Genomic DNA, 24109 nt, shown 5'->3' with positions numbered 1-24109 from the left:
CAGTTAACAATGAACAGTTAACAGTTAGTAGTTCAGTTATCTGTAATCAGCTATTTGTGAATATTAAACAGTGAACAGTAATCAGTGAACAATGAACGAACTACTGCTTACTGCTTACTGCTTACTGTTTACTGTTTACTGTTTACTGTTTACTGATAACTGCTAACTGTTCACTGAATTACTGTCTTATTTGTCCATCACCTGTGATAATCCATTTCTCTGTAACTAATTTTTCCAAAGCAAAAGGTCCACGAGCGTGTAGTTTTTGAGTTGAAATGCCGATTTCAGCTCCTAAACCAAATTGTCCTCCATCTGTAAAACGAGTTGAAGCATTGCTATAAACGGCAGCAGCATCAATTTCTTGGATAAATTGCTGACAGTAATCTTCGTTTTTAGAAATAATTGCTTCTGAATGACGAGATGAATATTTGCCAATATGTGAAATAGCCTCAGTAATTCCAGAAACCACTTTTACAGAACATTTATAATCTAAAAATTCTCTTCCAAAATCGTCAGCGGTGGCTTTTTGAAGGTATGGATAATTGATTTCTGCAAAAATTGGGTAAGAGATTTCGTCAGCAAAAACTTCTACATTCCATTTCAAGAAACCTTCTTGTAACATTGGTAAAAATTGCCCTGCAACGGCTTCGTCAATCACAACGGTATCCAAAGAATTACAAACCGATGGGCGAGTAACTTTGGCATTAATCACAATGTCAGCCGCTTTTTGTAAATCGGCCGAAGTCTCCACGTAGGTATGACACACGCCCGCACCTGTTTCGATGGTTGGCACAAGCGAATGTTTACGAACAAATTGAATCAAGGATTCTGAGCCACGTGGAATAATTAAATCAACAAAACGAGTGGCAGTTAAAAGCTCTTTCACCAACTCACGGTCGGGTGGGAGGAGGGTGATACAATTAGTATTTACTTCAAATTCCGCCAAAACATGATGAATCAATCCAACCAAATAAGAATTAGTATCAAAAGCGTCTGTTCCACCACGTAAAACCACTGCGTTTCCAGAACGAATACACAATGCCGTTACATCAACAGTTACATTGGGACGAGCTTCAAAAATTACTCCCACAACGCCCATTGGTACGGCAATCTTTTTGATTTTCAGACCATTGACCAATTCACGTTCTAAAAGAATTTGTCCAGAAGGATCTTGCAAATCAGCTACTTCTTTCATGCTGTTTGCTAAATCTTGTATGCGTTCGGGGGTTAATTTTAGTCGGTCGTATTTGGGGTCAGCCATATCCATACGGTCTAAATCTTTCTGATTTTCCGTGATGATTGCGTCTGTGTTTTCTACTAAAACAACTGCCAAACGATTGAGAATGCCTTTTTTCTGGGTATCAGTCAAGCGTCTCACTTCGGCAGAAGCTGCGTGGGTTTTCTCTAAAAGCGGTACAATTGTTTTAGGAAGTTCTAAGGTTTCCAATTCCATTTTTCAATTATTTTGTATAAATTCAATGTAAAGGTCGTGAAAATGAGTGAATAGAGGATAGAGAATGGAGAATAGTTATTATTTAATTTATATTTTCTGTCAAAAATCATTCATTTTACAATTTTATTTTACTGAAAATCTTAGATATGGAAATTAAAAAGAAATACACAAACGGAGAGGTTACAGTTGTTTGGGAACCTTCAAAATGTATTCACTCTGCTATTTGCTTTCGTGGACTTCCACAAGTTTTTGACCCACGCAAACGCCCTTGGGTAACACTTGAACATGGTAAAACCGAAGAAATAGTAAGCCAAGTAAAGGCTTGTCCATCGGCAGCATTGACGTATTTTATGAATGCGGAGGATAATCAAGAAAGCCAAACGAGCATCAATACGGTTGTGGAGGTTTTGAAAAATGGACCTTTATTAGTTTATGGAAATTTGAAGGTAAAAGATAAAGATGGGCAGGAATCTATAAAATCACAAACGACGGCATTTTGTCGCTGTGGAGCATCGCAAAATAAACCTTATTGTGATGGCTCTCACGTAACGACGGCGTTTCAGGGGTGATTTTTTTATTAGGGATTAGGTTTTAGGTATGAGGTTTTAGGTATGAGGTTTTAGGTTTTAGGTATGAGGTTTTAGGTTTTAGGTATGAGGTTTTAGGTATGAGGTTTTAGGTTTTAGGTATGAGGTTTTAGGTCGTAGGTTTTAGGTTTTAGGTCGTAGGTTTTAGGTTTTAGGTCGTAGGTTTTAGGTTTTAGGTCGTAGGTTTTAGGTATGAGGTCGTAGGTATGAGGTCGTAGGTTTTAGGTATGAGGCCGTAGGTATGAATTTAAGAGGTTGTACGTCATACCTACGACCTAATACCTCATACCTACGACCTCATACCTAATATCTCATTTCTTAATCATTTTTACCCTTCCAGCTGGGATTTCATCTAATTGATAATCAATGATATATGTGCCAGATTGGAGGGCTTCGTTATTGATTTTTATTTGATGAGTATTGGCATTTTTTTCTTCATTAATTACGACATTTATTAATCTGCCCATGAAATCGTAAATACTAATTTTAGCTTTTCCTTTTTTTGCAACGATATATTCTATTGTTGTTTCGCTTTCGTATGGATTTGGGAAAACTTTTAAGGCAAATTCCCTTGAAATTTCATTTTCGTTAGCCAAAGGCGTAACCCATGCTTTAAATTGTCCGTCCAACCAAATACTACGCTGACGAATCCACTCTTTCATCCAATTTAATTCATCTTGATAAGTTGCTCCAACATAATAATTTGGCCATACACTTTTACCTAAAACACCTGTCCAACGGTTATTATTTCGCTCCATTGCTGGTTGTAAAACTTTAGCCGTAGAATCTATCCAATTATTAATTCTTTCGGTACTCAATACTTTATTTCTGAGAACTCCCCATCTATTCGCAACCCTGTATTTGAAAGTAGAATCTTGGGCGAATTGTTCCCACCAATTTGGTGAAAGGAAATTGACATCTTTTGCCAAAATGGCTAAGTCATTGACCTTGTATTGCCAACCCGAAGTAAGGTATCCTTCATGGTAATAAGCATTACCAAAAGCCAAGTTGTAGTCCCAAGCGGGACCCATTTTCAATTTACCTCCTTTACTATTTTTGTCCTTATAAAAGTATGTGCTGAGTCGATAACCATCTACGTTTTTTGTAAATTCTGTAATCAAGAAATAGTCGATAAATGAATCTAAATCAATTAAATCACGCCATTTTGCTTTTGAGTTTTTGAAATCTGTACTCAAAAGAGACGTTTCAAATTCGGTAACATAATCTTTGATATAGTTAAATTGAGCATCGGTAATATCTGCCATTTTAGGATATTCAATTTGTATAGGAATAGTGAATTTTTGTAAGCCATTAGTCACATTTGTTCGCCAACTTCTTGATATCGAACCTTCTGTTTTATCTATTTTTAGGATATATCCACCTGTAACATCGTCACCAGAATTGTCAGTTGTTTTTAAAGAAGAAACATCAACTCGATTTTTGTCTCGTTTTATTTTCTCCATTAAAATATACAAACCATGATATTGATTATTGAGCATCAATTCGCAATAGCGAGTCCGAGTGGCGTAACGTCCCATGCGGTTGGCTAAGTCATAAGAAAGTACGTCTCGCATGAGGGTTTTATCATTGTAGGTTGCATTCAGTACCCAGTCAGATTCTTCGGGCATTCCTAATAAAGCTACTTTCCTGCTTTTTTGAGTAGAATCAACCCAAAGTTCCAAGCCAAAAGGTTTCTTCGGAAAAAGGTCTTGAGACGTTGAACCTCGATACTCAATGCCTACTTTCCCTGCATAAATATTAGGTTTGTCCGTTGAATTATTGGTGCTTGAACCATTGTTAATTATCTCTAAATCTGCCAAAATTTTAGGTTCATCGTATATTACATTTCCGTTTGTATTTACCTTGATAATGGGTAAGTTAGTTGATACTTGGCTTTGTGCATTTGTTTTTAAAATACAGAAGAATGCCAAGATAAAAAGGGTATAAAATAGTTTCATAGAGTTGTTTTTGAATATGATAAAATGGTATAAACGAAGGTAATTGACTGAATGCGAACCTTTATCCTGTTGAGCGGGAAGGGAAAATCTATATATTGAAAATGGAGTAAATAAAAATAGGAAATGGATTATTTTCGAAACGATGTTCTACAATAATTCATTTCCTATCATTAATAATACAGACTTAATACACTGTTTAATAAGTTATTTCAACTTCCCGAAAGTAGAAATAACTTTCGGGAAGTCCCCTAATCAAACATTTTAGGATAAAAATTATTCAGAAAACTTATTAAACAGTGTACTAAAGTCTGTGTTACTAAAAATCGTAACCCAAAGTAATATAAGAAATTGGAGCTTTAACTTCTTTGTTTTCCCAACCCCAACCAATGTCATATTTGATGAAATAACCCAACAATGTGGTTCTTGCACCAACGCCATAACCAATCAAGAATGGGTTTCTGAAATCTGTAACCGTTGCTTGAAAAGGTAACGTTCCTCCTCCAATTACACTGGTATTGAATCCATTTTTACGTGCAAATGGGCCAACGCCCGTCCAAGCAGTTCCAATATCTGTAAAGGTATTTATCTGTAAATTTTTGAAGAAATTATTATAGATTGGTCCGTTGTAAAGATATTTTGCAATCGGAAATCTTAGTTCAATATTCATCGCTAAATGGCTCGTTCCTGATAATTTATTGACATTAAAGCCTCTTAATGGTGTTGAATAATCTAAAAAGAAAACATCTTTATTGTCAATTCTTGAGCTACTAAATGGATTATTAACGTCGGTTCTGTTTTCGTATTGACATTCTAACCAATTATCCATTCCGCCCATAACAGTTTGTTTTGGGGCATTTCCGAAAGAATGTCCACCCGAAACACGACCAGCTAAAATAACCCCTCTGCCAAAACGAACATAATGACGAAGGTCTGCATAGAAGCGATTGAAGCCATCTTGGCTATTGGTCAAACCTGTGTAATGGTCGAAACGAAGGCGGAAACGAGTACCTTCCAATTGATTTATGCCATGACTAATCGTATTGTCATACACAAATTCGGCTCTTCCGCCTGCATAATCTGCAAAGCCGTCTGGAGCAGGGAGATTTACCAAATCTAAAAAGCGGTTGGTTGTATAAGAGGGCGAAATCGTTATTCGGGTATTTGTATTGATTGGATACGAAGCCGAAAGGGTAACTTTATTGAATCTATATTTCTTAAAACTTTGCTCATCTTCTTCAGCAATGGTGCGGCGGTCATAACGAATACTATAATCAATTCTGTTAGCTAAATACGAATATTGCCCCCACAAATCAGAGTTTTTTAAGTTGGGTGTAATAAAAATACCTCCTTGCAAATGATGATTTTCGAGCAAATCATTCATGTTGATTGTTCCTTTCAAGCCAAAACCACGTTGTGGAAGTGGGTCAATCATAAAATCAAGGTCAGTGTTATTGACAACGAAAGGATTGTTGTAGTCAATGGGACCTCGGAGCTTAATATTTTCTTTACGATTTTGTTTAGAAGCAATGATTTTCTCAACCTTATTCTTTTTATCATTTTTAGAAGAACCACTAATTGAGCTTTCGCTTTTCTTCGAGAACGTACCTGAATCAAACTGATAATTGTCTGTGTCTATTTCTCCAGATTCTAAAATTATTTTAGATTTTACGGGTGTTATTACTTCGGCAGCAACAATTTTATTCGTTGCATTTTCAGTTTTTGTTTTATCATTAACAGGTGTAATGTTATTAGAAAGTCCAAATAATTTGATATTTCTTCCTGTATAAATCAAATCGTTTTTAGGGCTGAAATTTGCGTTTGCTTTAAAAGCAATAAATTCGGCATTTGGCTCTAATGCTTTAAAAACCAATCCTTTTGAGATGGGAGAATAATCAAAATCGTCAATGTCCGTTTTAGAATCCGTCATTTGTACTGCCGTCGAATCACCTGCATTTAGTCTATAAACGTTACGGATTCCTTTTTCATCACTCAAAAAATAGACTGAATTTCCGTCAGCAACAATTGGGTTTGTGATATTCCCGAAAGAGTCAACTAATCGTTTTACGACATCAGGTTTAACTTTCCCTTCGTGAAGAAACAAGTTGAATTTATTGTTTAAGGTTTTATAAGAACCTTTATCAATTTCTAAAGAATCTTTTAAACGATTTGACGTAAACATGAATTTGCCTGCCGAACCTACAAATCGAGGACTTAAATCATCATAAATATCGTTAGTCAATTGTTGTTCTTTTCCTCTGGCAATATCATAAAGAAATAAATCATTTTGACCTTTACTGATAGCACTCAAAATGAGCGTAGTACCATTGTCTGAAATATCAAAATCTTGAACTTGGTCGAAATTTTTGAAAACCTTTTTCGTTGCAAATTTTCCTGTTAAATCCTTTTCGGTAATATCATTATAAACATTCAAAATTACATTTCCCTGACTTTCATAAACAACCGCTAAACTTCCGCCTTTTGTCCATGATAAAAGTGGCGTATTATAATCAATTGATTGGTGAAGTGTTTTGTAGCCCGAAGTGAATAAAGTAACGTTGTTTTTGGTTTTCAAATCCATGATTTCTACACTGGCACGACCTAATTCATTTTTTGAATATGCCAAAAACGCACCATCTGGACTTATTTTGAATTTGTTGATTCTTTCAGGATTATTAAATTTTGATTCTTTAACCTTAAAATCATAGTTGATAGAAGTGTATTTTGAAGCAGTAGTTTCTGCCATTGCAGCATAATATTCACGCCATTCTTTCAAAAATTTGCTAAATGGCATTCCGATTGTACTTGAAATTGAGGTTTGTTCATTTCGGATAATTCTGGTAAGATTTAGAATATTCGCAATATTATCTTTTCCATATTTTTCAGCTACAAAATTCCAAATGGCTTGTCCAACTAAAACCGATTCTTTCCCATTGGTTTGGCTTGGGCGTTTGAGGTTTTTGGTCAGGATAACGTCTCTCAGATAAGAATCCATTTCTGTACTCCAACCTTCTGAAATATAGGCTGTTATTCCATTCATAAACCAGTCAGGGACACTTAAAAGTAAAGAATTTTGCAAGGATTCTTTGATACTCCCACCATAAAGCATATCATGAACGAAGACATGAGAAATTTCACGAACTAAATCTTTTCTGAACGAAACAGAATTGCCCGCATAAGCAATTTCAATGCGTGATTTAGCCAAATTTTCTTCTTTGATTTCTCTTTCACTTGATAAATTCAAGCCAACATTGCTTTGGTTGAGGTCTTGTGTAGAAGTGTAAATAAATATTTTGGTACGACTAAAAGGCGAGTATCCCAAAACTTCTGTGATACGGTCAAAATCTGTTTCAGCTAATTGAGCAGCCAATGTAGCCGTTTGTTGCCCGCCATCATAAAAGTAAACTTCAAAGTTTTGTGAAGTTAAAACCTGCCATTTAAAAGGTCGGAATTGAATCCTGTTCTTTCCAAATGGTTCTTGGGAAGGGAAATAATTCTGAGCCTCAGTAAAGAAGGTCGTCAAAAACAAGGATATGAATAGTAAACTTTTTTTCATTGCAAAATAATTCAGGTATTAGGTATCAGAAGATAGGTTTGATTATTTTCTAAGTTTTAACATTACGTAATAATTTTCAGAATGGATGCTTTTAAAAATTAAACCTTATCAACGCCTAAATATAACGAAGCAAAACGATTTATATTGACTTCGGACTGAAGTTCTTTTTGATAGACTAAAAAATCGACAAATTGTTTGGCAAAATATGGTGCAAGAGATACCCCTTTTGACCCCAATCCATTAAAAATACCAATATTTTTAATCTCTGGATGTAAACCAATTAAAGGTCGGCGGTCTTTGGTGGCAGGGCGTACACCTGCATTATGGGCTAATATACGCATAGAAGGCTTCATTAGTTTTTGATATTTTTCTATCAAATCGTTTTTGCCTTGTTCGGTGGGCGTAAAATCTAAATCATGCCAACTGTATGTTGCACCAAGTCTAAATTTATTTTCACCCAATGGAACGACAAATGCACCTTGATTAATGATTTCTTTTAGTTCGATATTTTCAATTTCAATATCTAAAATTTCACCTTTTACGGGATTGAATGGAAGGTAGTTAAAGTGTGGATTATTGCGTCCCTCAAAACCTTCACAAAATATGACTTTTTGATTTTCGTACTCGTTTTTTAGCGAAAAATTTTCCTCTTTCAAAATTCCTTTTTCTAAAAAATAGCTTCTAAAAGCCGACAACATAACTTTTAAATCTACCCAACCCGAATGTTTGGTAGTAACACCGCCCAATTGACTATTGACAATGTTTTGATACTTCACATTATCGAAAGTCAATGTTCCAAAATCAGAAAAATCGTCGGGAACGTGGTCGCTTTTAAAATATTTTTGAGAATCCTCATTCACGAAAGGTCTATAAATGGCTTGTGGGTGAAAGAATTTAGCGTTTAATTCTTTTTCTAATTGAGCGTAGAAATATTCTAAAAAAGGGAATAATTTATCAGCTAACCATGTTTTTACTAATTTTCTACCCGTTACAGGATTATAAAGTCCAGCCGCAACTTTTGAAGAAGAAGGAAATTCTGGTGTATCAATAATTTGAACTTCTTGTCCTTCCTGTAAAAGAAAATATGCCAAAATAGACCCCGCAAGTCCTTGTCCGATAATGATAAATTTTGCTGATGAATTAATTTGAACGTCGTTCATTAAAGATTAAATTAAATGCAAAAAGCCCAATTTATGGTTGGGCTTTTAATGTTGAATATTTTTTTATGAAATGAATTTCTTAACTGTATCAATTGGATAGTCCAACATTTCTGCAATAGATTCTGCCGAAAAACCTTTATTAAAAAGTTTCTGACAACTTTCTTGCATAAACTCATTCATTACTTTCTGAGTTACTTCTTTTGTTACTTTTTTAGTAACTCTTTCAGTTGCTTGTCGAATTCTTTCTTCCTGTATTGCTTCTATTATACCCATTGGTCTTGCTGTTTGATTAATGGAGTCAATTTCTGAGTCCAATTTAGGTAATAATTCGGAATTTTCAAATGTCACATACGTTTTGATGAAAGAACAGAGTTTTCCAAAAGTATCCTTGTGAAATCCCTTTTTGTTGAGTCTTCTCGCTAAATCAAGTTTGAGTGAAAATAGATTTTCATCTGTCAATTTATTCTTTTTCAAACCATACCACGCTGTTTCCATTACGATAGCAAAAGGGTTTTCACTCATTTGAAAATCGTTAGGTTGATGGTCTGAAAGTTTAAATGTTTTATATGAAAAACGAATATCCGTCTCTAAAAATGAATTTTCGAAATTATTAGGTCTGAAATTGGGAATATCATCGGTAAATAACGCTAATGCTCCAATTCGTTGTTTGTATTTATCAAAAATTCTGTAATAGTAAGTGAACATTCTTTCAGAGAAATGTTTGTCTTCATAGCCCTGAACTTCAATATGAATTAGAATCCATTTTTCTTTTCCTTCGTTGGTAAATACTTTCACCAACTTATCTGCAATTCGATTTTTACTTGGAGATGGGATACTAATCTGTTCCAGTTCTTTATCCAAGAAAATAAAACCTTTCGAAAAATCAAAAAGGTGGAAATCGTTAGGATAGAAATATATTAGGAAATCTTCGAATAAATCTTCAATAATTCCTTTCCATAAAATATCTCTACTGATACTTTCTTTCATAGAACAATGTTTAAATTTTTATTAGGTGATGACTTTGGGGGTATTATTCTACAACCGAGCCAAAACAGAATCATGCAATTGAATTACAAAATCGACTTGCTCGTCGATTGTCATAAATGATGTATCCATTAAAACGGCATCATTAGCTTGGCTTAGAGGTCCTTCTTCTCTTGTTGAGTCAATAATATCTCTTTTCTTCAGATTTTCTATGATGACATCTAAATCAACCATTTCGCCTTTTGAGAGCAACTCTTGCTGACGACGCCCTGCACGAATTGTTGGGTCGGCAGTCATAAAAACCTTTACTTCTGCATCTGGAAAAACCTTTGTGCCAATATCTCTTCCGTCCATTACAACGCCACGATGTTTTGCCATTTTTTGTTGTTGAGCCACCATTGCTTTTCTTACAACTGTAATTGCACTCACTTCTGAAACCATTTGAGAAATGTACATTTTCCTGATTTCTTCTTCAACATTCAATCCATTCAAATAAACGTCACTCGCCCCACGATGTTCGTTAAAATGGAAAGTTATATGGACTTCCGAAAGTGCTTTTTCAACTTCTTTAGGATTGGTAAGTGTGATGTGATTTTCGTGAAAATATAAGCTTACCGCTCTATACATTGCTCCTGTATCAATAAAAGCGTATCCTAATTTTTTAGCTACTTGCTTTGCGGTGGTGCTTTTGCCACAACTCGAATGACCATCAAGAGCAATAATTGTTTTCTTCATGTTTGTGATTTTTGTTTGCAAAGATAGAGGAAAAGGGCAATTCGGAAAATTTACGCATTAAAAAGCCAAACCTTTTTGGGTTTGGCTTTTCGTATTTCATAAAGAAAAATTTACTTCTGAACTTTCAAATCAAAGGTAATAGTACCGTTGAAATCGGTAGTTCCCGCTGTAATTTTGGTTACTTTTATCAAGCCTTTCTTATTTCTACCATTCAAGAATGCGTATGTTTTTCCAACTTCAGCTACAATGTCTTGTGCTGTTGCTGGAATTGTTAAACCTCCCAAAATTGCATCATTCGCTGTTACGAAATCAACAGTAGTTGGAGCTAATACAAAATACGTTGCTAAACCTCCCGCAGTGCTTCCGCCTCCACAAACTGTATTTGATGTAGGAATTGTAGTAGAAAGACCTAATGCTGCTCTACGTGGGTTTGATAAAAATGTAGGTTTAACCGACGGCGAACCTAAAGCTGCATAAGTAATATCTACGTATCTGATATTTGAATCTAAGTCACACACTTTGTATAAATCACCTGTGGCAGATGCAAGTCTTGATGCTGCGGCATTTGACTGAGCTCCGAGTGTAACGTTTTGCCAAGAAGCAATTTGAGCTTCCGAAGCAATATTTACAATCAAAGTCTTACGAGTTACCTTGTCCTTATTGTCATAAACATCACAATGAATATACACTTTTCCAGAAGTTGGCGAAACTGTATAATCAATTGTTTGGGTTTGTTCATCAATGTTTTTCAACTTGATTTCAAACAAAGGTTGGTCTGTTTTTCCACGATAATTTGCCTTGTCAGTAATGAAAATACGCATAATACGTGGTTTTTCACCTGTTGGCGTTTTTTTGATGATTAAGGAAACATTTACATTGTCGCCACTGGCAGCGGTTACCGTTCCAGTTTTGTTAGTCAACGAATCGGTAAATGCGATGTCTAATGTTCCGTCTGCAAGGGGTAATGTTAGGTCGTCGGTTACTGGTTGTACATCGGGAGTAATTCCACAAGAAGTCATCAAAGCAACAATAATAGCAAGGAATAAAAATGATATTTTTTTCATAATGCAAGAGTAGTCCCAATTGATAAAATAGAGTTTTTGTTAAAAAGACCCATGCTTCGGGACAGTGAAAAGCATGAACATTTATGATTATTTTAATAGAATAACGTGTTGAATATTAGGAGATTAATTTATTCTCAATCAGTAGTTGACGATTGATTTGGCGTGCATTAGCGAAGAATTTAGCTACGAAATTAACAATTTATAACGTAAAATAGTGTATTTATGCAATATAGGATTCAAACTTCATCTGGAAAACATCATTTAAAATGCAAGTAACAGCGAATATTATTAACATTTTTGAACGTACAATTCAATACGGTACTATTACAATTGAAAATGGATTTATCCAAAAAATTGAGATAGAATCCACAACGGAAAAATCAGATTGTCCATATATTCTTTCGGGCTTTGTAGATGCCCATGTTCACATAGAAAGTTCAATGCTTACTCCTGCACAATTTGCTCGTTTAGCGGTTGTTCATGGAACGGTTGCAACCATTTCTGACCCTCATGAAATTGGCAATGTGTTAGGAAAAGCAGGCGTTGAATACATGATTGAAAATGCTCGTCAAACACCTTTCAAATTTTGTTTTGGAGCTCCTTCATGTGTACCTGCAACTATTTTTGAAACGGCAGGAGCAACCATAACGCCCGATGATATTGAGGATTTATTTAAGAACTATACAGAAATTGGCTATTTAGCGGAGGTGATGAATTTTCCAGGTGTGTTGAATCAAGACCCTGACATGATGGCGAAAATTGCTTTGGCAAAACGCTACCAGAAACCTGTTGACGGTCATGCTCCAGGTTTGCGTGGAGACGATGCTCGAAGATATATAGAAGCGGGTTGTGAAACTGACCACGAATGTTTTACGGCAGAAGAAGCTTTAGATAAATTGAAATACGGCATGAAAATCTTGATTAGAGAAGGTTCGGCTGCCAAAAACTTTGAAGCATTAATAGGACTATTGCCCGACCATTACCAAAATATGATGTTTTGTTCAGACGATAAACATCCTGATAATTTAGTAGAAGGACATATCAATCAATTAGTAAAAAGAGCTTTAAGTAAATACCCAGAATTATTATTTGAAATTCTGCAAGTGGCATCTGTCAATCCTATTTTACATTATCATTTACCCGTAGGGTTACTCCGTGAAGGCGACCCCGCCGATTTTATTATGGTGGAAGATTTAACAGCGTTTACCGTTTTGCGAACTTATATTAATGGAGAAATTGTTGCTGAAAATGGAAGCTCTAATATTTCAAATTTGCCAAGTAAGATTGTCAATAACTTTAATTGTAAGCTAAAACAAATCAAAGATTTTCAAGTTTTGACTTCGGAAGAGGGTACGAAAATCAAGGTAATTGAAGTGCTTGATGGACAATTGATAACGTTAAAATCAGAAGCTAATTATAAAAGTGTAGGAAATAATATTGTATCTGATGTAGAAAATGATATTCTGAAAATAACTGTCGTAAACCGTTATCAAAATGTTCCGCCAGCGGTAGCATTTATTAAAAATTTTGGATTAAAACAAGGTGCAATAGCCTCATCAGTTGCACATGATTCTCATAATATTATTGCGGTAGGAGTGGATGATGCCTCAATTTGTGAAGCTGTTAATTTAATTATAGAAGCACAAGGGGGAGTTTCTTGTTTTGATGGACAAAATCAAAAAAGTGTCTTGAAATTACCAATAGCAGGCATAATGAGCGGTGAAGACGGCTATGAGGTCGCCAAAGAATATTCTGCAATTGACCGTTTTGCCAAAGATTTAGGCTGTACTTTACAATCACCCTTTATGAGTCTTTCGTTTATGGCATTATTAGTGATTCCGAACCTCAAATTATCTGATTTAGGATTATTTGATGGAGAAAATTTTTCATTTACGAGTATATTTGTGAAATAATTATTAATTTTAAATCTGAAAGCTTAACATTATTATAAAATAATAAGTTAAAACAGATTAATATTTTCATTAACTAAAACTAAAAATTCCCCAAACATCTCCTTTATTGGTATGTGTAATCTATATGATTATATATACATCTCTAAATCCTTGTATTTTATAAATTATATGAATTTACCATTTAACAGGTTGTAATTTATCTACTACTTATTAATTAGATTAACATATCGTAAAATTCTGCAATTTAAACATTAGCGTAATGATACTGCCATCGTTAGGTCATGACGCCTGTATGCTGTTTAGTCAAGATTACACTTTCAAATTTGTAATATTTCAAAATCAATTAACTTAAACCAAACACAAAATGAGAAAACTCTTACTCATTATTACTGTGCTATTTTTTGGGCTTGCGTTACACACCAACGCTCAGGATAGACAAGTTTCAGGAAAGGTGGTATCTGCTGAAGATAATTCGCCATTACCTGGAGTTAGTATTGCCGTGAAGGGGACTTCACGAGGAACAACGACTGGTGCAGACGGTAGCTTCAAAATCAGCGTGGGTAGTGGTGCTTCACTTACATTTTCTTTTGTTGGCTTTGATAGTAAAACCATATCGGTTGGTAATCAGACTGTTATCAATGTTGCTCTTGGCTCAAATGCGTCACAGTTACAAGAAGTTGTAGTTACTGCTCTTGGTGAAAGACGTTCAGAAAAAGCTCTTTCATATTCGGTTCAGAGTGTTAAAGAAGAACAATTAAACACTATTCGTCAAACCAACTTAAACAATGCTTTAGCGGGTAAAATTGCAGGTATTCAAGTAAGAAGTCAGTCTTCTGTTGCCTTAGGACGTGATGCTTCTATCAGAATTAGAGGTGCAGGTTCTCTTTCGGATAAAGCTCCATTGTATATATTGGATGGAACACCAGTTGGTTCTTCAGATATTAACTTAGATGACGTTGAGTCTGTTTCTGTATTGAAAGGACCAAGTGCAACAGCTCTTTATGGACAAAGAGGTGATGCAGGTGTTATCTTGATGACTTCTAAAAAAGGAGTTGTTAAAAAGGGAATTGGGCTTGAAGTAAATCAAAGTGTTTATGTAGATAATGTTTATATTTTACCAAGTTATCAAAACTCTTATGCTGGAGGTTCTTCTGCTGATTTGATTAAGTTCAATTATCAAGATGGTATGCCAACAGCTTGGAAAGCATTGGATGGTAAATATTATCATGATTATTCTGATGATGCTTCATGGGGACCAAGAATGGTAGGTCAAGAATATATTCCTTGGTATTCGTGGTATCCGGGAACTCAATATTCTGGAAAAACTGAGAAATTGACACCTCAGCCAAATAATATTAGAGATTTCTTCGAGTCTCAGGTAGCGACAAATACAAACTTGAACTTCTCTAAAGCAGGTGAGAATTTTTCAACTCGTATTTCATTGACAGGTACAAATCAGAATGGTATGTTGTATAATTCAAAAGGTACGAAATATACAATTGCTTCTCAAACAACGATTGATTTAAGTAAAAACTTAACGGTAGGTATCAATTTCAATTATGTTGATTATACCATTAATGGTCAATTTGATGATGCTTATTCAAATCAATCAACTGGGTCTTTTAACTCTTGGTTTCATAGAAACGTAGATATGGGCAAAGTGAAAGAATTGAAAGATTTACGTTCTCCAGAAGGAATTTTGGCAAGCTGGAATCATAATAACCCTTCTTCGTATGATGCAAGTAATCCTGTGGCATTTTACGGTGCAAACTATTGGTATAATTTCCATAGTTATTTTGACAATGTTAAATATACTGAGAATAGAAAAAGACTTTTTGGTGATATTAATTTGACGTATAAATTTAATGACCATCTTAAAGTAGCAGGTTTTGCACGTATTAATAGAGGAGCAACTACTTTTGAAAGTGCTATTCCAAGTATTTTACAAACAAGTGCTACTCAAACGGGTCTTAAAGCAAGTTATGCTTTAGTTGAATACCAAGGGAACTTTGTAAACAATAGATGGACTCCTAATGAAAATAACTATGAATTAATTGCTACTTACAACAATAAATTTAATGATACTTATAGCGTTGATTTAATTGCTGGTGGAAACATTCGTCAGGATACATACCGTGTATTATCAAGTAATACTGTTGATGGTTTAATTGTTCCTGATTATTTTGCTTTAAGTAACTCGGTTTCAACACCAGTTGTGTCTTCTTTTAGATCTAAAAAAGAAGTAAGAAGTATTTATGCAAGAGCATCATTGGGTTATAAAGATATGATTTTCTTAGAAGGGTCACTTCGTAATGATAATAGTTCTGCTCTTCCAGCGGGTGCAAATTCTTATACTTATCCTTCTATTGGCGGTAGTTTTGTAGCAAGTGAATTATTGAAAGATAAAATTCCTGCTTTATCATTTGCAAAAGTAAGAGGTAGCTGGGCTCAAGTTGGGTCTGACTTAGACCCTTATTTATTATCATTAAATTATACTTTAGGTACAGATAAATTTAATGGTAATGCAGTTATGGGTACACCAAATGCCATTGTTGATGCTAATATCAAACCAGCTTTATCATCTTCTTATGAATTTGGTATTGACTTGAAATTCTTTAAGAATAGATATGGTTTGGCCGTTACTTATTATAATGAAGACAAAATTAACGAAATCTTAAACGTACCTGTTTCTGGAGCAAGTGGATTTACTTCAAAATTGATTAACGCTGGGCAATTAACAAGAAATGGTTTAGAAATCAGCATAGATGCAACGCCTGTGAAGACTAAAGATGTTACTTGGACTTCTACTTTGAACTTTGCTAAAAATACCTCTAAAATTGTTTCTTTAGCTGACGGTGTAGAGACTGTTACAGCTCGTGATGCAAGTGGAAGCTTGGCTAATGGTGCATTCTCTGCAAGTTCTGGAGCTTCGACTATTCACCAAATTGGTTTAGGTTGGGGACAAATCAGAGGTGGTGGATTTACTTATAAAGATGGCGTAAAAGTGGTAGATGAAAGCGGTCTTTATGTCCAAAATCCTGCACAATATTTAGGTAGTGTTCTTCCAGACTTTACGGGTGGTTGGGTAAACCAAGTGACTTATAAAGATTTTACATTGAGTGCCAATGTTGAGTTCTCGAAGGGTGGTAAATACTTCTCTCTATCTGATAGCTGGGGTACTTATTCAGGTTTGTTAGAAAAAACAGCAGGAATGAATGATAAAGGAAATCCAATTCGTGATGCTGTTGCTGATGGTGGTGGTGTACACGTAGTAGGTGTAACCAAAGAAGGTAAAGCCGTTGATACTTATGTAGATGCTCAAACGTATTATCATCAATTCCGTAATAGAAACATTGCAGAAGAGTTTGTCCATGATTTAGACTTTATCAAATTACGTGAAGTGAGTATTGGTTATAAAATTCCATTGAAAGGTAAAAAAGTGTTACAAACTGCAACTGTTTCATTTGTGGCTCGTAACCCTTGGTTAATCTATGCAAAAAATAGAAATTATGACCCTTCTGAATTGTCAACAATCTATGGTGAAAATGGTCAGTTCCCAGGAACAAGATCATTCGGTGTTAACGTAAGATTAGGATTCTAATTATTTCTTTAAAATTTTAGTAAAATGAAGATAAATAAAAACATCATAAAAACGTTAGGTCTTACTTCTGTGCTTTTTGCTGCATCAAGTTGTAGTCTAACTGATTTTGGAGATATGAATGTAACTCCAAATGCAATTGCCACGCCTGTAACATCTGCTTTGCTAACGAACTCATTAATAGCAATGGATGGTCCTGCTACAACAGGAGGACTTTTAGGCTCTTTGTATTGTCAATATATTTCAGAAACTCAATATACAGAATCATCAAACTACTCTACTCAACAAGTAGCTTGGGATGGTATATATGCAGGAATGTTATATGACTTACAAAATATCATCAATCAAAACTCAAACGCTGCTACGGCTGTTTATGCCTCTAATAATGGGTCTAATAAGAACCAAATTGCGATTGCAAGAATTATCAAGGCTTATACATTCTTAACCATGACTGACCGTTGGGGTGACATTCCTATGTCGGAGGCATTGCAAGAGAAAATCAATCCTAAATATGATTCTCAGCAGGAAGTCTATACAGCTCTATTTAAAGAATTAAAAGAAGCTGCTGCTCAATTTGATGGCGGTGTTGCGGTAAAAGGTGATATCCTTTTCGCTGGAGATGCTACTAAATGGAAAAAGTTTGCAAACTCTCTTCGTTTGGTTATGGCTTTGCGTATTTCTAAAATTGACCCAACAACAGGTAAGGCTCAATTTATTGATGCTTTATCAGGTGGTGTAATCGATGCAAATGCTGATAATGCTGCAATTACTTATCCGGGTGGAACTTTCAAAAACCCTTGGTTTTCTTTATATGATGGACGTAAAGATTATGCTTTGAGTTCTCAATTTGCTACAATCTTGAGTGATAACCAAGATGCAAGGTTGCAAACTGCCGCTGCTCCAAATGGTAAAGGACAAATTGCTCCAATGCCTTATGGTTTGACTCGTGATGTGGCAACTTCTGCAACTTATGCTGACTTTTCTTTTGTATTAGCACCTGCTCTTCGTGCAGCTACTTCTCAATCTTTCATTCTGACAGCCGCTCATGCTTATCTTGCAAGAGCTGAAGCTGCTCAATTAGGTTGGACAAGCGAGAACGTTAAGGATATGTATAGCAAAGGAATTGAAATGTCTTGGAAACAATGGGGTGTTTTTGACCAAACTAAGTTTAATACTTTCATGACTTCTGCTAATATTGATTTGGCTTCTAACGCAATGACGAAAATCCAGACACAACGTTATGTAGCATTTTTCCCAGACGGAAATATGGGATGGGCTGAATGGCGTAGAACAGGAGTGCCTGCTTTGAAACCTTCTGTAAATGCAACGAATAGTAGTAAACAAATCCCTCGTCGTTATGCTTATGGAACAAACGAATCAACAATCAATGGTGTTAATTATAAAGCAGCTGCTGCAAAATTAACTGGTGGCGATACACAAGATTCAAGAGTTTGGTGGGATAAGTAATAGGGTATTATTATAATTTATATCAAAATAAATTTGTAAAAAAATGAGAAAATATTTCAAATCAATCAAAATTTTACCCCTTGTAATGCTTGCATTAACATTTGCTTGCGTTCAAGAAGGTTCAGATATTATATCAGGGAAAGGCGATAATTTTGTGAAAATTCCTACGGGAGGCGAGGAACTAAATATCGTAGGTGTTGATTTGGTGGCAGGCGATAAAACTATTGATCTTTTTGAAGTAGTTAGAGAGGCAAATTCAATCTCTGAATTAGCTAATAACTCGCTTAACATAAGTTTACAGCTTAATGATGCCGCTATTACGGCATACAATACTGCACATCAGACAACTTTCACTCCACTACCTACCAATTTATATAAATTGTCGGAAACGGAGGTTGCTATGAAAGGTGGAGATTTTGCCAGAACAATCAAATTAACATTTGACCCAACAAAATTAGACGCTTCTAAAACGTATGCAATTGCAGTTAAAATTGCAAATGCAGGAGCTTATAAATTAAGAAATGGTTTGTCAACTGCTATTTTTCAGGTGATTGCTAAAAACCGATTTGATGCCGTTTATACAACTACTGGTACAATGGTTGACTTGGCTAATGCAGCTCTTACAGGTAACTATCCTACTGAAATGGAGTTAGTAACTGATGGAGCGTTGAAAGTAATTATGAGAGATAAGGCTTTGTCTTCAAATCCATTCCATTCTATCTTGAATGCAGGTTCTCTTTCATATTATGGTGCTTTTGGTTTAGCTATTAATTTCAAAGAAGATAATACTGTTGCAAGTATTATTAATGTGTATGGGCAGCCAGCTTCTAATGGTCGTTCTGCTGAATTAGACCCATCTGGTGTAAATAAATGGGACCCTGCGACAAAAACTTTGAAAATTAAATATTGGATGAACCAACCATCTGTAATTACTCCTCACCGTGTAAGTTTTGATGAAACATTCACTTTCAAAGCTAAACGATAGATTTCAAAGAATTAGCTATTAAAAAAAGGCTCGTCGAAAGATGAGCCTTTTTTGTTGCTAAATGGGATGAAAAATATGTCTTTTTTGTTAGCATTTAAAACACGCTAAAAATGTGTAGTTAATTATGAAACGAAGAAAGTTTATTAAAAATACTGTTGCGATAACGGCTGTTTCCACACTCGGAGGGGGAATCCTTTTATCTCAAAAAAGACAAATGAAACAAATAACTAAAAACGCTGCATTAGAAACAGTTTGGGGAGAATGGGAGAAAAACGGTGGAAACCCCACTGATGAAAATGGATTATTCTTGAATATGGATACCGTTGGTTATGAGAAAGCTTCATTTGGAAATGTATTAAAATGGCAGACTTCTAAAAACCCTTTCAAAGAACGAAAAAACAACCAAACACAAGGAACACAGGTCATTAAAGATGATTCATTTTTGAATGGTACAGATGATGTTATTGTAATGTTGGGTCATGCCACAATTTTTATTCGTTTAGCAGGAAAACGCATTTTAATTGACCCACTTTTAGGAAATGTTCCTGTGCCTTATATGGAATTTCTGTCGTCAAGCAAACGGTTTTCTGAATTCCCGATTGACCCTCAGAAACTAACTAATCTGGATTATATTCTCATTTCTCATTCGCATTATGACCATTGTGATAAGAACAGCTTGAAACTACTTCAGAAGCAAAATCCAAATGCGAAGGTTTTGACAGGTTTGAAAATGCAATCATTACTTCAAAATTGGATGCCAAATCATGAAATTCAAGAAGCTGGTTGGTTTCAGAAATATAAAACAGATAATAATCTTGAAATCGTATTTGTTCCCTCATGTCATTGGTCGAACCGTGGAATGAATGATGCCAATGAAACGCTTTGGGGTGGTTTTATCTTAAAATCAGCGACTAAAACCATTTATTTTGGTGGAGATTCGGGCTATGGAAATGGCACACATTTTAAGAAAATAGGAGAGTTGTTTCCCAATATAGATGTTGCCATAATTGGTGCAGGTGCTTTTGCTCCAACTTGGTTTATGAAATATAATCACCAAGAGCCTAATGACACTGTTCGTGCTTTTAAAGACTGTAAAGCAAAGCATTTAATTCCTTTTCATTTTGGAACATTCGATTTATCTGATGAACCTCTGAACGAACCTGCCATCGTTTTAGAAAAACTCAAAGCAGAAAATAAAATTGGAGCTGATGAATTAAAAATTGTAAAGTTTGGAGAAGTTGTGTTGGTGTAAATGGAGATAAATTTTAATGGGAAATCCTCAAAATACTCCATTTTAAAAGATAGCTTTGAAATCCTGCATCATCCACCTGAAATGATAGAAGCATTACCATTTATTTGTCCTTGACAATACGACGATACTATTAACAGAAGAGTAATCGTTTGTTTCATAATTCGATAGGTTTATTGACTGATGATGTAAAATAACCTAAATATTGAAGGACTTAAAAACTGTAAACTCAATAGTAGAATTGAAAAAAATGTTAAAAAGGATTCTGTTTCTCAAAAAAATTATATCTTTGTATTAGAAAAATATCAACATTCTTTAAATAGTACAATAAATTATCGGCTGAGTATTAAATTTGGCTTTTTTGAATGAATAAATTTAGAAACATATTCGTTTTGCTTATCTCATTATTATTGATTAATAATGGAATAGCGAAGAATTTGTCGAATAATTTTTCAGAAAAAAAGACTGTTGTTGTCAACGAAAATCATCACCCAACTACGTTAAGCACTTTTGTTGATGATACATTTCCTGATGAAGACTTTGACCTTGAAGAAGATTCGGACGACTCGGATGATGATGACTACGTACATATTTTAACGACAAAAAATGTTGTTATTTTTGATGAACATACCAACACACATTTATATTCTTATTCCTTTTCCAATCATTCCGTAAAGCGTTTTATCCTTTACTGCTCGCTTAAATTACACTGCTAATTTTTCTCGATTTCTTGCTATTCTTCAATTCATAAGAGTTGAAGCACTTTTCTCGTTATTTTCATTTGGTGTTTAGCCACTTATAACCACATTATAAGGCTAAAAACCGTTTGCGAAAATAATTGTGGTTAATTTCTAAACTGCTGATTTTCAATGAGTACAAAAACGGTATCTCACAACAAACACGTGTTTGATGAAAAAGAAGTGATTCATGAGTTAAAGCATTTTTTGCCTGCTCAAAATCCTTTAAAAGACTTTGTTCATCATAATACACTCCATGCTTTTCAAGATATGAAATTCTTTGAAGGCATAAGAAGAGCATCTGAAATTTTTGGGTATAATGTGTCTTTATCGTTGGATGAATACAGAGCATTATATGCACAAGGGCGTATCAGAGAGGATGTTCTTGATAAAATTTTATTAGAAAAATTTGGGGCAAGTAATGTCAAAAATTGGAAAAATAAATTGGTTTCAGAAACCTATGAAGCCAATTTTTTACCAAGAATTGGGAATTTAAGAGCCAATTGGAAAAAGTCTTATCAAATAGATTTGGATTCAATGGTGCATCCAACGCTTTTTAGAATAATCTGTGGTTTTCTTGACCAAGGAATTGCTATTTGGGGTTTTCCAGAAAAAGATAAAGGCTTTTTAGATTCTCTCAAAGAAATGGAGAGAAATAGCTATTCGAGTTATTTTAGAGGAAAAAGAGCCAAAGATTTATTGTTAAAAACGGATTGTAGAATTAAAGATTTACTCCAAATTTTGGTAGGAGACGAATCTCTCTATACGCAATATTTATACGACCAACAATTTGCTCATCAAGGTTGGTCTGGGATGGTTTCTGCGGTGGAAGATTTTCCAGAAACGCTTTTGGATTCTCGTAAAATTTCATTGCAAGATGCTATCACGTTTGAGTTATTGCTTGAAATTGACGCCATAGATTTTCATTGTGGAAATAATTGGTCGCCTTTATCTCAAAATTTGAGTGATAAACCAATTGATTTATTTGCAGACGTTGAAGAAACTGAAGTTCATAAAGTCTTGAAAATTTGGCAAGAAGCTTTTGAATGGACTTATTATGATGAAGTTTTAGCAGGAATTAAGCTAAAGAACGCTACAAGTAAACCTGCTCACGAGCTTACTTTTCAGGCAATGTTTTGTATTGATGATAGAGAGTGTTCAATTCGTCGATATTTGGAACAGTTTGATACTTCTTGCGAGACTTTTGGAACACCGGGTTTCTTTGGTGTTGAATTTTTCTTTCAACCAGAAGGAGGTCAATTCTATACAAAAGTTTGTCCAGCTCCTGTAACGCCTAAATATTTGGTGAAAGAGAAAAATGAGGTTGCATTTAAAGGTGTTAAACTTAAAAAAGACCTTCACTTTTCTAAACATTCTCATTCATTTTATAGTGGTTGGTTGATTTCACAGACTTTAGGTTTTTGGTCGGCTGTCAAACTATTTGGTAGTATTTTCCGTCCATCTATGAGTCCAGCAACATCTTCGTCCTTCAAACACATGGACAAACACGCTGGCTTGACGGTACAACATACACATCATGAGCAAGAAGAAAACGGTTTACAAGTAGGTTTTGAAATCAACGAAATGGTTGACCGTGTAGAAGGTACTTTGAAAAGTATTGGATTGGTCAAAGATTTTGCTCCTATTGTTTATGTGGTTGGTCATGGGGCAAGTAGTGTCAATAATCCTCACTTTGCGGCGTATGATTGTGGTGCTTGTTGTGGACGTGCGGGTTCTGCCAATGCACGTGTATTGAGCGAAATGGCAAATAAACCAGAAGTGAGAACTATGCTGAGAGAAAGAGGTATTGACATTCCTGACACAACACAATTTGTGGGAGCATTGCACGATACCACTCGTGATGAAGTTGCCTTTTTTGATGAAAAATTGCTTTCAGAAGCCAATTATGCGAATCATTTGAAATACGAGAAAATTTTTGAAAAATCATTGGACTATAATGCCAAAGAGCGTTCAAGAAGATTTGAGTCAATTGCTACGAATTTGACTCCTGCGATGATTCATGAGAAAATCAAAATTCGTTCAGTTTCCTTGTTTGAACCACGTCCAGAATTAAATCATGCTACCAATGCTTTGTGTATTGTGGGTCGTAGAAATTTGACCAAAGGCTTATTCTTGGATAGGCGTTCGTTCCTTAATTCTTACGATTATTCTATCGACCCAGAAGGAAAATACCTTTTCAATATCATGAAAGCCGCCGCTCCAGTTTGCGGAGGTATCAATTTGGAATATTATTTCTCAAGAGTGGATAATCAGAAGTTGGGAGCAGGAACAAAATTGCCACATAACGTAATGGGTTTGATTGGTGTTGCCAACGGAATTGATGGAGATTTAAGACCGGGATTACCAAGCCAAATGATTGAAGTGCATGACCCTGTGAGAATCCTTTTTATCGTTGAACATTTCCCTGATGTGGTTTTGGATACCATCAAGCGTTTGTACGCAACTTACGAATGGTTTATCAATGAATGGGTGAATTTGGTAGTGGTAAATCCTGAGACAAAAGAGTTGTTTTCTTTCCAAAAAGGGGAATTTGTACCCTACAATCCTTTGACGAAAGACTTACAAAAGATTTCAGACATCACGCCTTTATTGGAATCAACACAGGATAATTTCCCAGTTTATCTCATTGGTGCATAAACATTAAT

Annotated in this window: 15 protein-coding genes; 8 read left to right on the top strand and 7 right to left on the bottom strand. The window is 35.0% G+C overall.

The window, feature by feature from the left end:
• Positions 1-178 precede the first annotated feature (178 nt).
• On the bottom strand, positions 179-1453 hold the full coding sequence (locus LV89_RS04745) for a glutamate-5-semialdehyde dehydrogenase (protein WP_109741727.1): 1275 nt from the start codon (positions 1451-1453) through the stop codon (positions 179-181).
• A gap of 146 nt (positions 1454-1599) precedes the next feature.
• Here LV89_RS04745 and LV89_RS04740 point away from each other — a divergent pair, with 146 nt between their 5' ends.
• Positions 1600-2022, top strand: coding sequence for a (4Fe-4S)-binding protein (locus tag LV89_RS04740; protein ID WP_109741726.1), 423 nt, complete (start codon positions 1600-1602; stop codon positions 2020-2022).
• Between the two features lie 329 nt (positions 2023-2351).
• Here LV89_RS04740 and LV89_RS04735 read toward each other — a convergent pair whose 3' ends face one another.
• The 6 genes from LV89_RS04735 to LV89_RS04710 form a co-directional block, all read right to left on the bottom strand.
• A complete protein-coding gene (locus LV89_RS04735; protein WP_109741725.1) occupies positions 2352-3998 on the bottom strand; it encodes a CotH kinase family protein in 1647 nt (548 codons plus the stop codon).
• Positions 3999-4314: 316 nt separating this feature from the next.
• Positions 4315-7551: a hypothetical protein gene (locus LV89_RS04730; RefSeq protein ID WP_146199077.1), complete on the bottom strand. Its 3237-nt coding sequence runs from the start codon at positions 7549-7551 to the stop codon at positions 4315-4317.
• Between the two features lie 98 nt (positions 7552-7649).
• Entirely contained in the window at positions 7650-8711 is a 1062-nt protein-coding gene (locus tag LV89_RS04725; protein WP_109741723.1) for an NAD(P)/FAD-dependent oxidoreductase, read from the bottom strand.
• 63 nt (positions 8712-8774) lie between these two features.
• Positions 8775-9698, bottom strand: coding sequence for an RpnC/YadD family protein (locus tag LV89_RS04720; protein WP_109741722.1), 924 nt, complete (start codon positions 9696-9698; stop codon positions 8775-8777).
• A 48-nt stretch (positions 9699-9746) separates the two neighbouring features.
• A complete protein-coding gene (gene cmk, locus LV89_RS04715; protein ID WP_109741721.1) occupies positions 9747-10430 on the bottom strand; it encodes a (d)CMP kinase in 684 nt (227 codons plus the stop codon).
• Positions 10431-10540: 110 nt separating this feature from the next.
• Entirely contained in the window at positions 10541-11494 is a 954-nt protein-coding gene (locus LV89_RS04710) for a hypothetical protein (protein ID WP_109741720.1), read from the bottom strand.
• Between the two features lie 266 nt (positions 11495-11760).
• Here LV89_RS04710 and ade point away from each other — a divergent pair, with 266 nt between their 5' ends.
• From ade to LV89_RS04675, 7 genes are all read left to right on the top strand, one after another.
• Positions 11761-13407: an adenine deaminase gene (gene ade, locus LV89_RS04705; protein ID WP_109741719.1), complete on the top strand. Its 1647-nt coding sequence runs from the start codon at positions 11761-11763 to the stop codon at positions 13405-13407.
• 364 nt (positions 13408-13771) lie between these two features.
• Positions 13772-17008, top strand: coding sequence for a SusC/RagA family TonB-linked outer membrane protein (locus tag LV89_RS04700; RefSeq protein WP_109741718.1), 3237 nt, complete (start codon positions 13772-13774; stop codon positions 17006-17008).
• Between the two features lie 24 nt (positions 17009-17032).
• Positions 17033-18472 carry a SusD/RagB family nutrient-binding outer membrane lipoprotein gene (locus LV89_RS04695; protein WP_109741717.1) on the top strand — a complete coding sequence of 480 codons (1440 nt, stop codon included), beginning with the start codon at positions 17033-17035 and terminating at the stop codon, positions 18470-18472.
• A gap of 43 nt (positions 18473-18515) precedes the next feature.
• Positions 18516-19457: a DUF1735 domain-containing protein gene (locus tag LV89_RS04690; protein ID WP_109741716.1), complete on the top strand. Its 942-nt coding sequence runs from the start codon at positions 18516-18518 to the stop codon at positions 19455-19457.
• Positions 19458-19581: 124 nt separating this feature from the next.
• Entirely contained in the window at positions 19582-20709 is a 1128-nt protein-coding gene (locus LV89_RS04685) for an MBL fold metallo-hydrolase (protein WP_109741715.1), read from the top strand.
• A 362-nt stretch (positions 20710-21071) separates the two neighbouring features.
• Positions 21072-21422, top strand: coding sequence for a hypothetical protein (locus tag LV89_RS04680; protein WP_109741714.1), 351 nt, complete (start codon positions 21072-21074; stop codon positions 21420-21422).
• A 153-nt stretch (positions 21423-21575) separates the two neighbouring features.
• Entirely contained in the window at positions 21576-24101 is a 2526-nt protein-coding gene (locus LV89_RS04675; RefSeq protein WP_109741713.1) for a YbcC family protein, read from the top strand.
• Positions 24102-24109: the final 8 nt, after the last annotated feature.

The organism is Arcicella aurantiaca (assembly GCF_003148625.1).
Classification (GTDB): domain Bacteria; phylum Bacteroidota; class Bacteroidia; order Cytophagales; family Spirosomataceae; genus Arcicella; species Arcicella aurantiaca.
The sequence above is the reverse complement of the archived record's forward strand: the minus strand, read 5'-3'. Positions and strand labels throughout refer to the sequence as shown.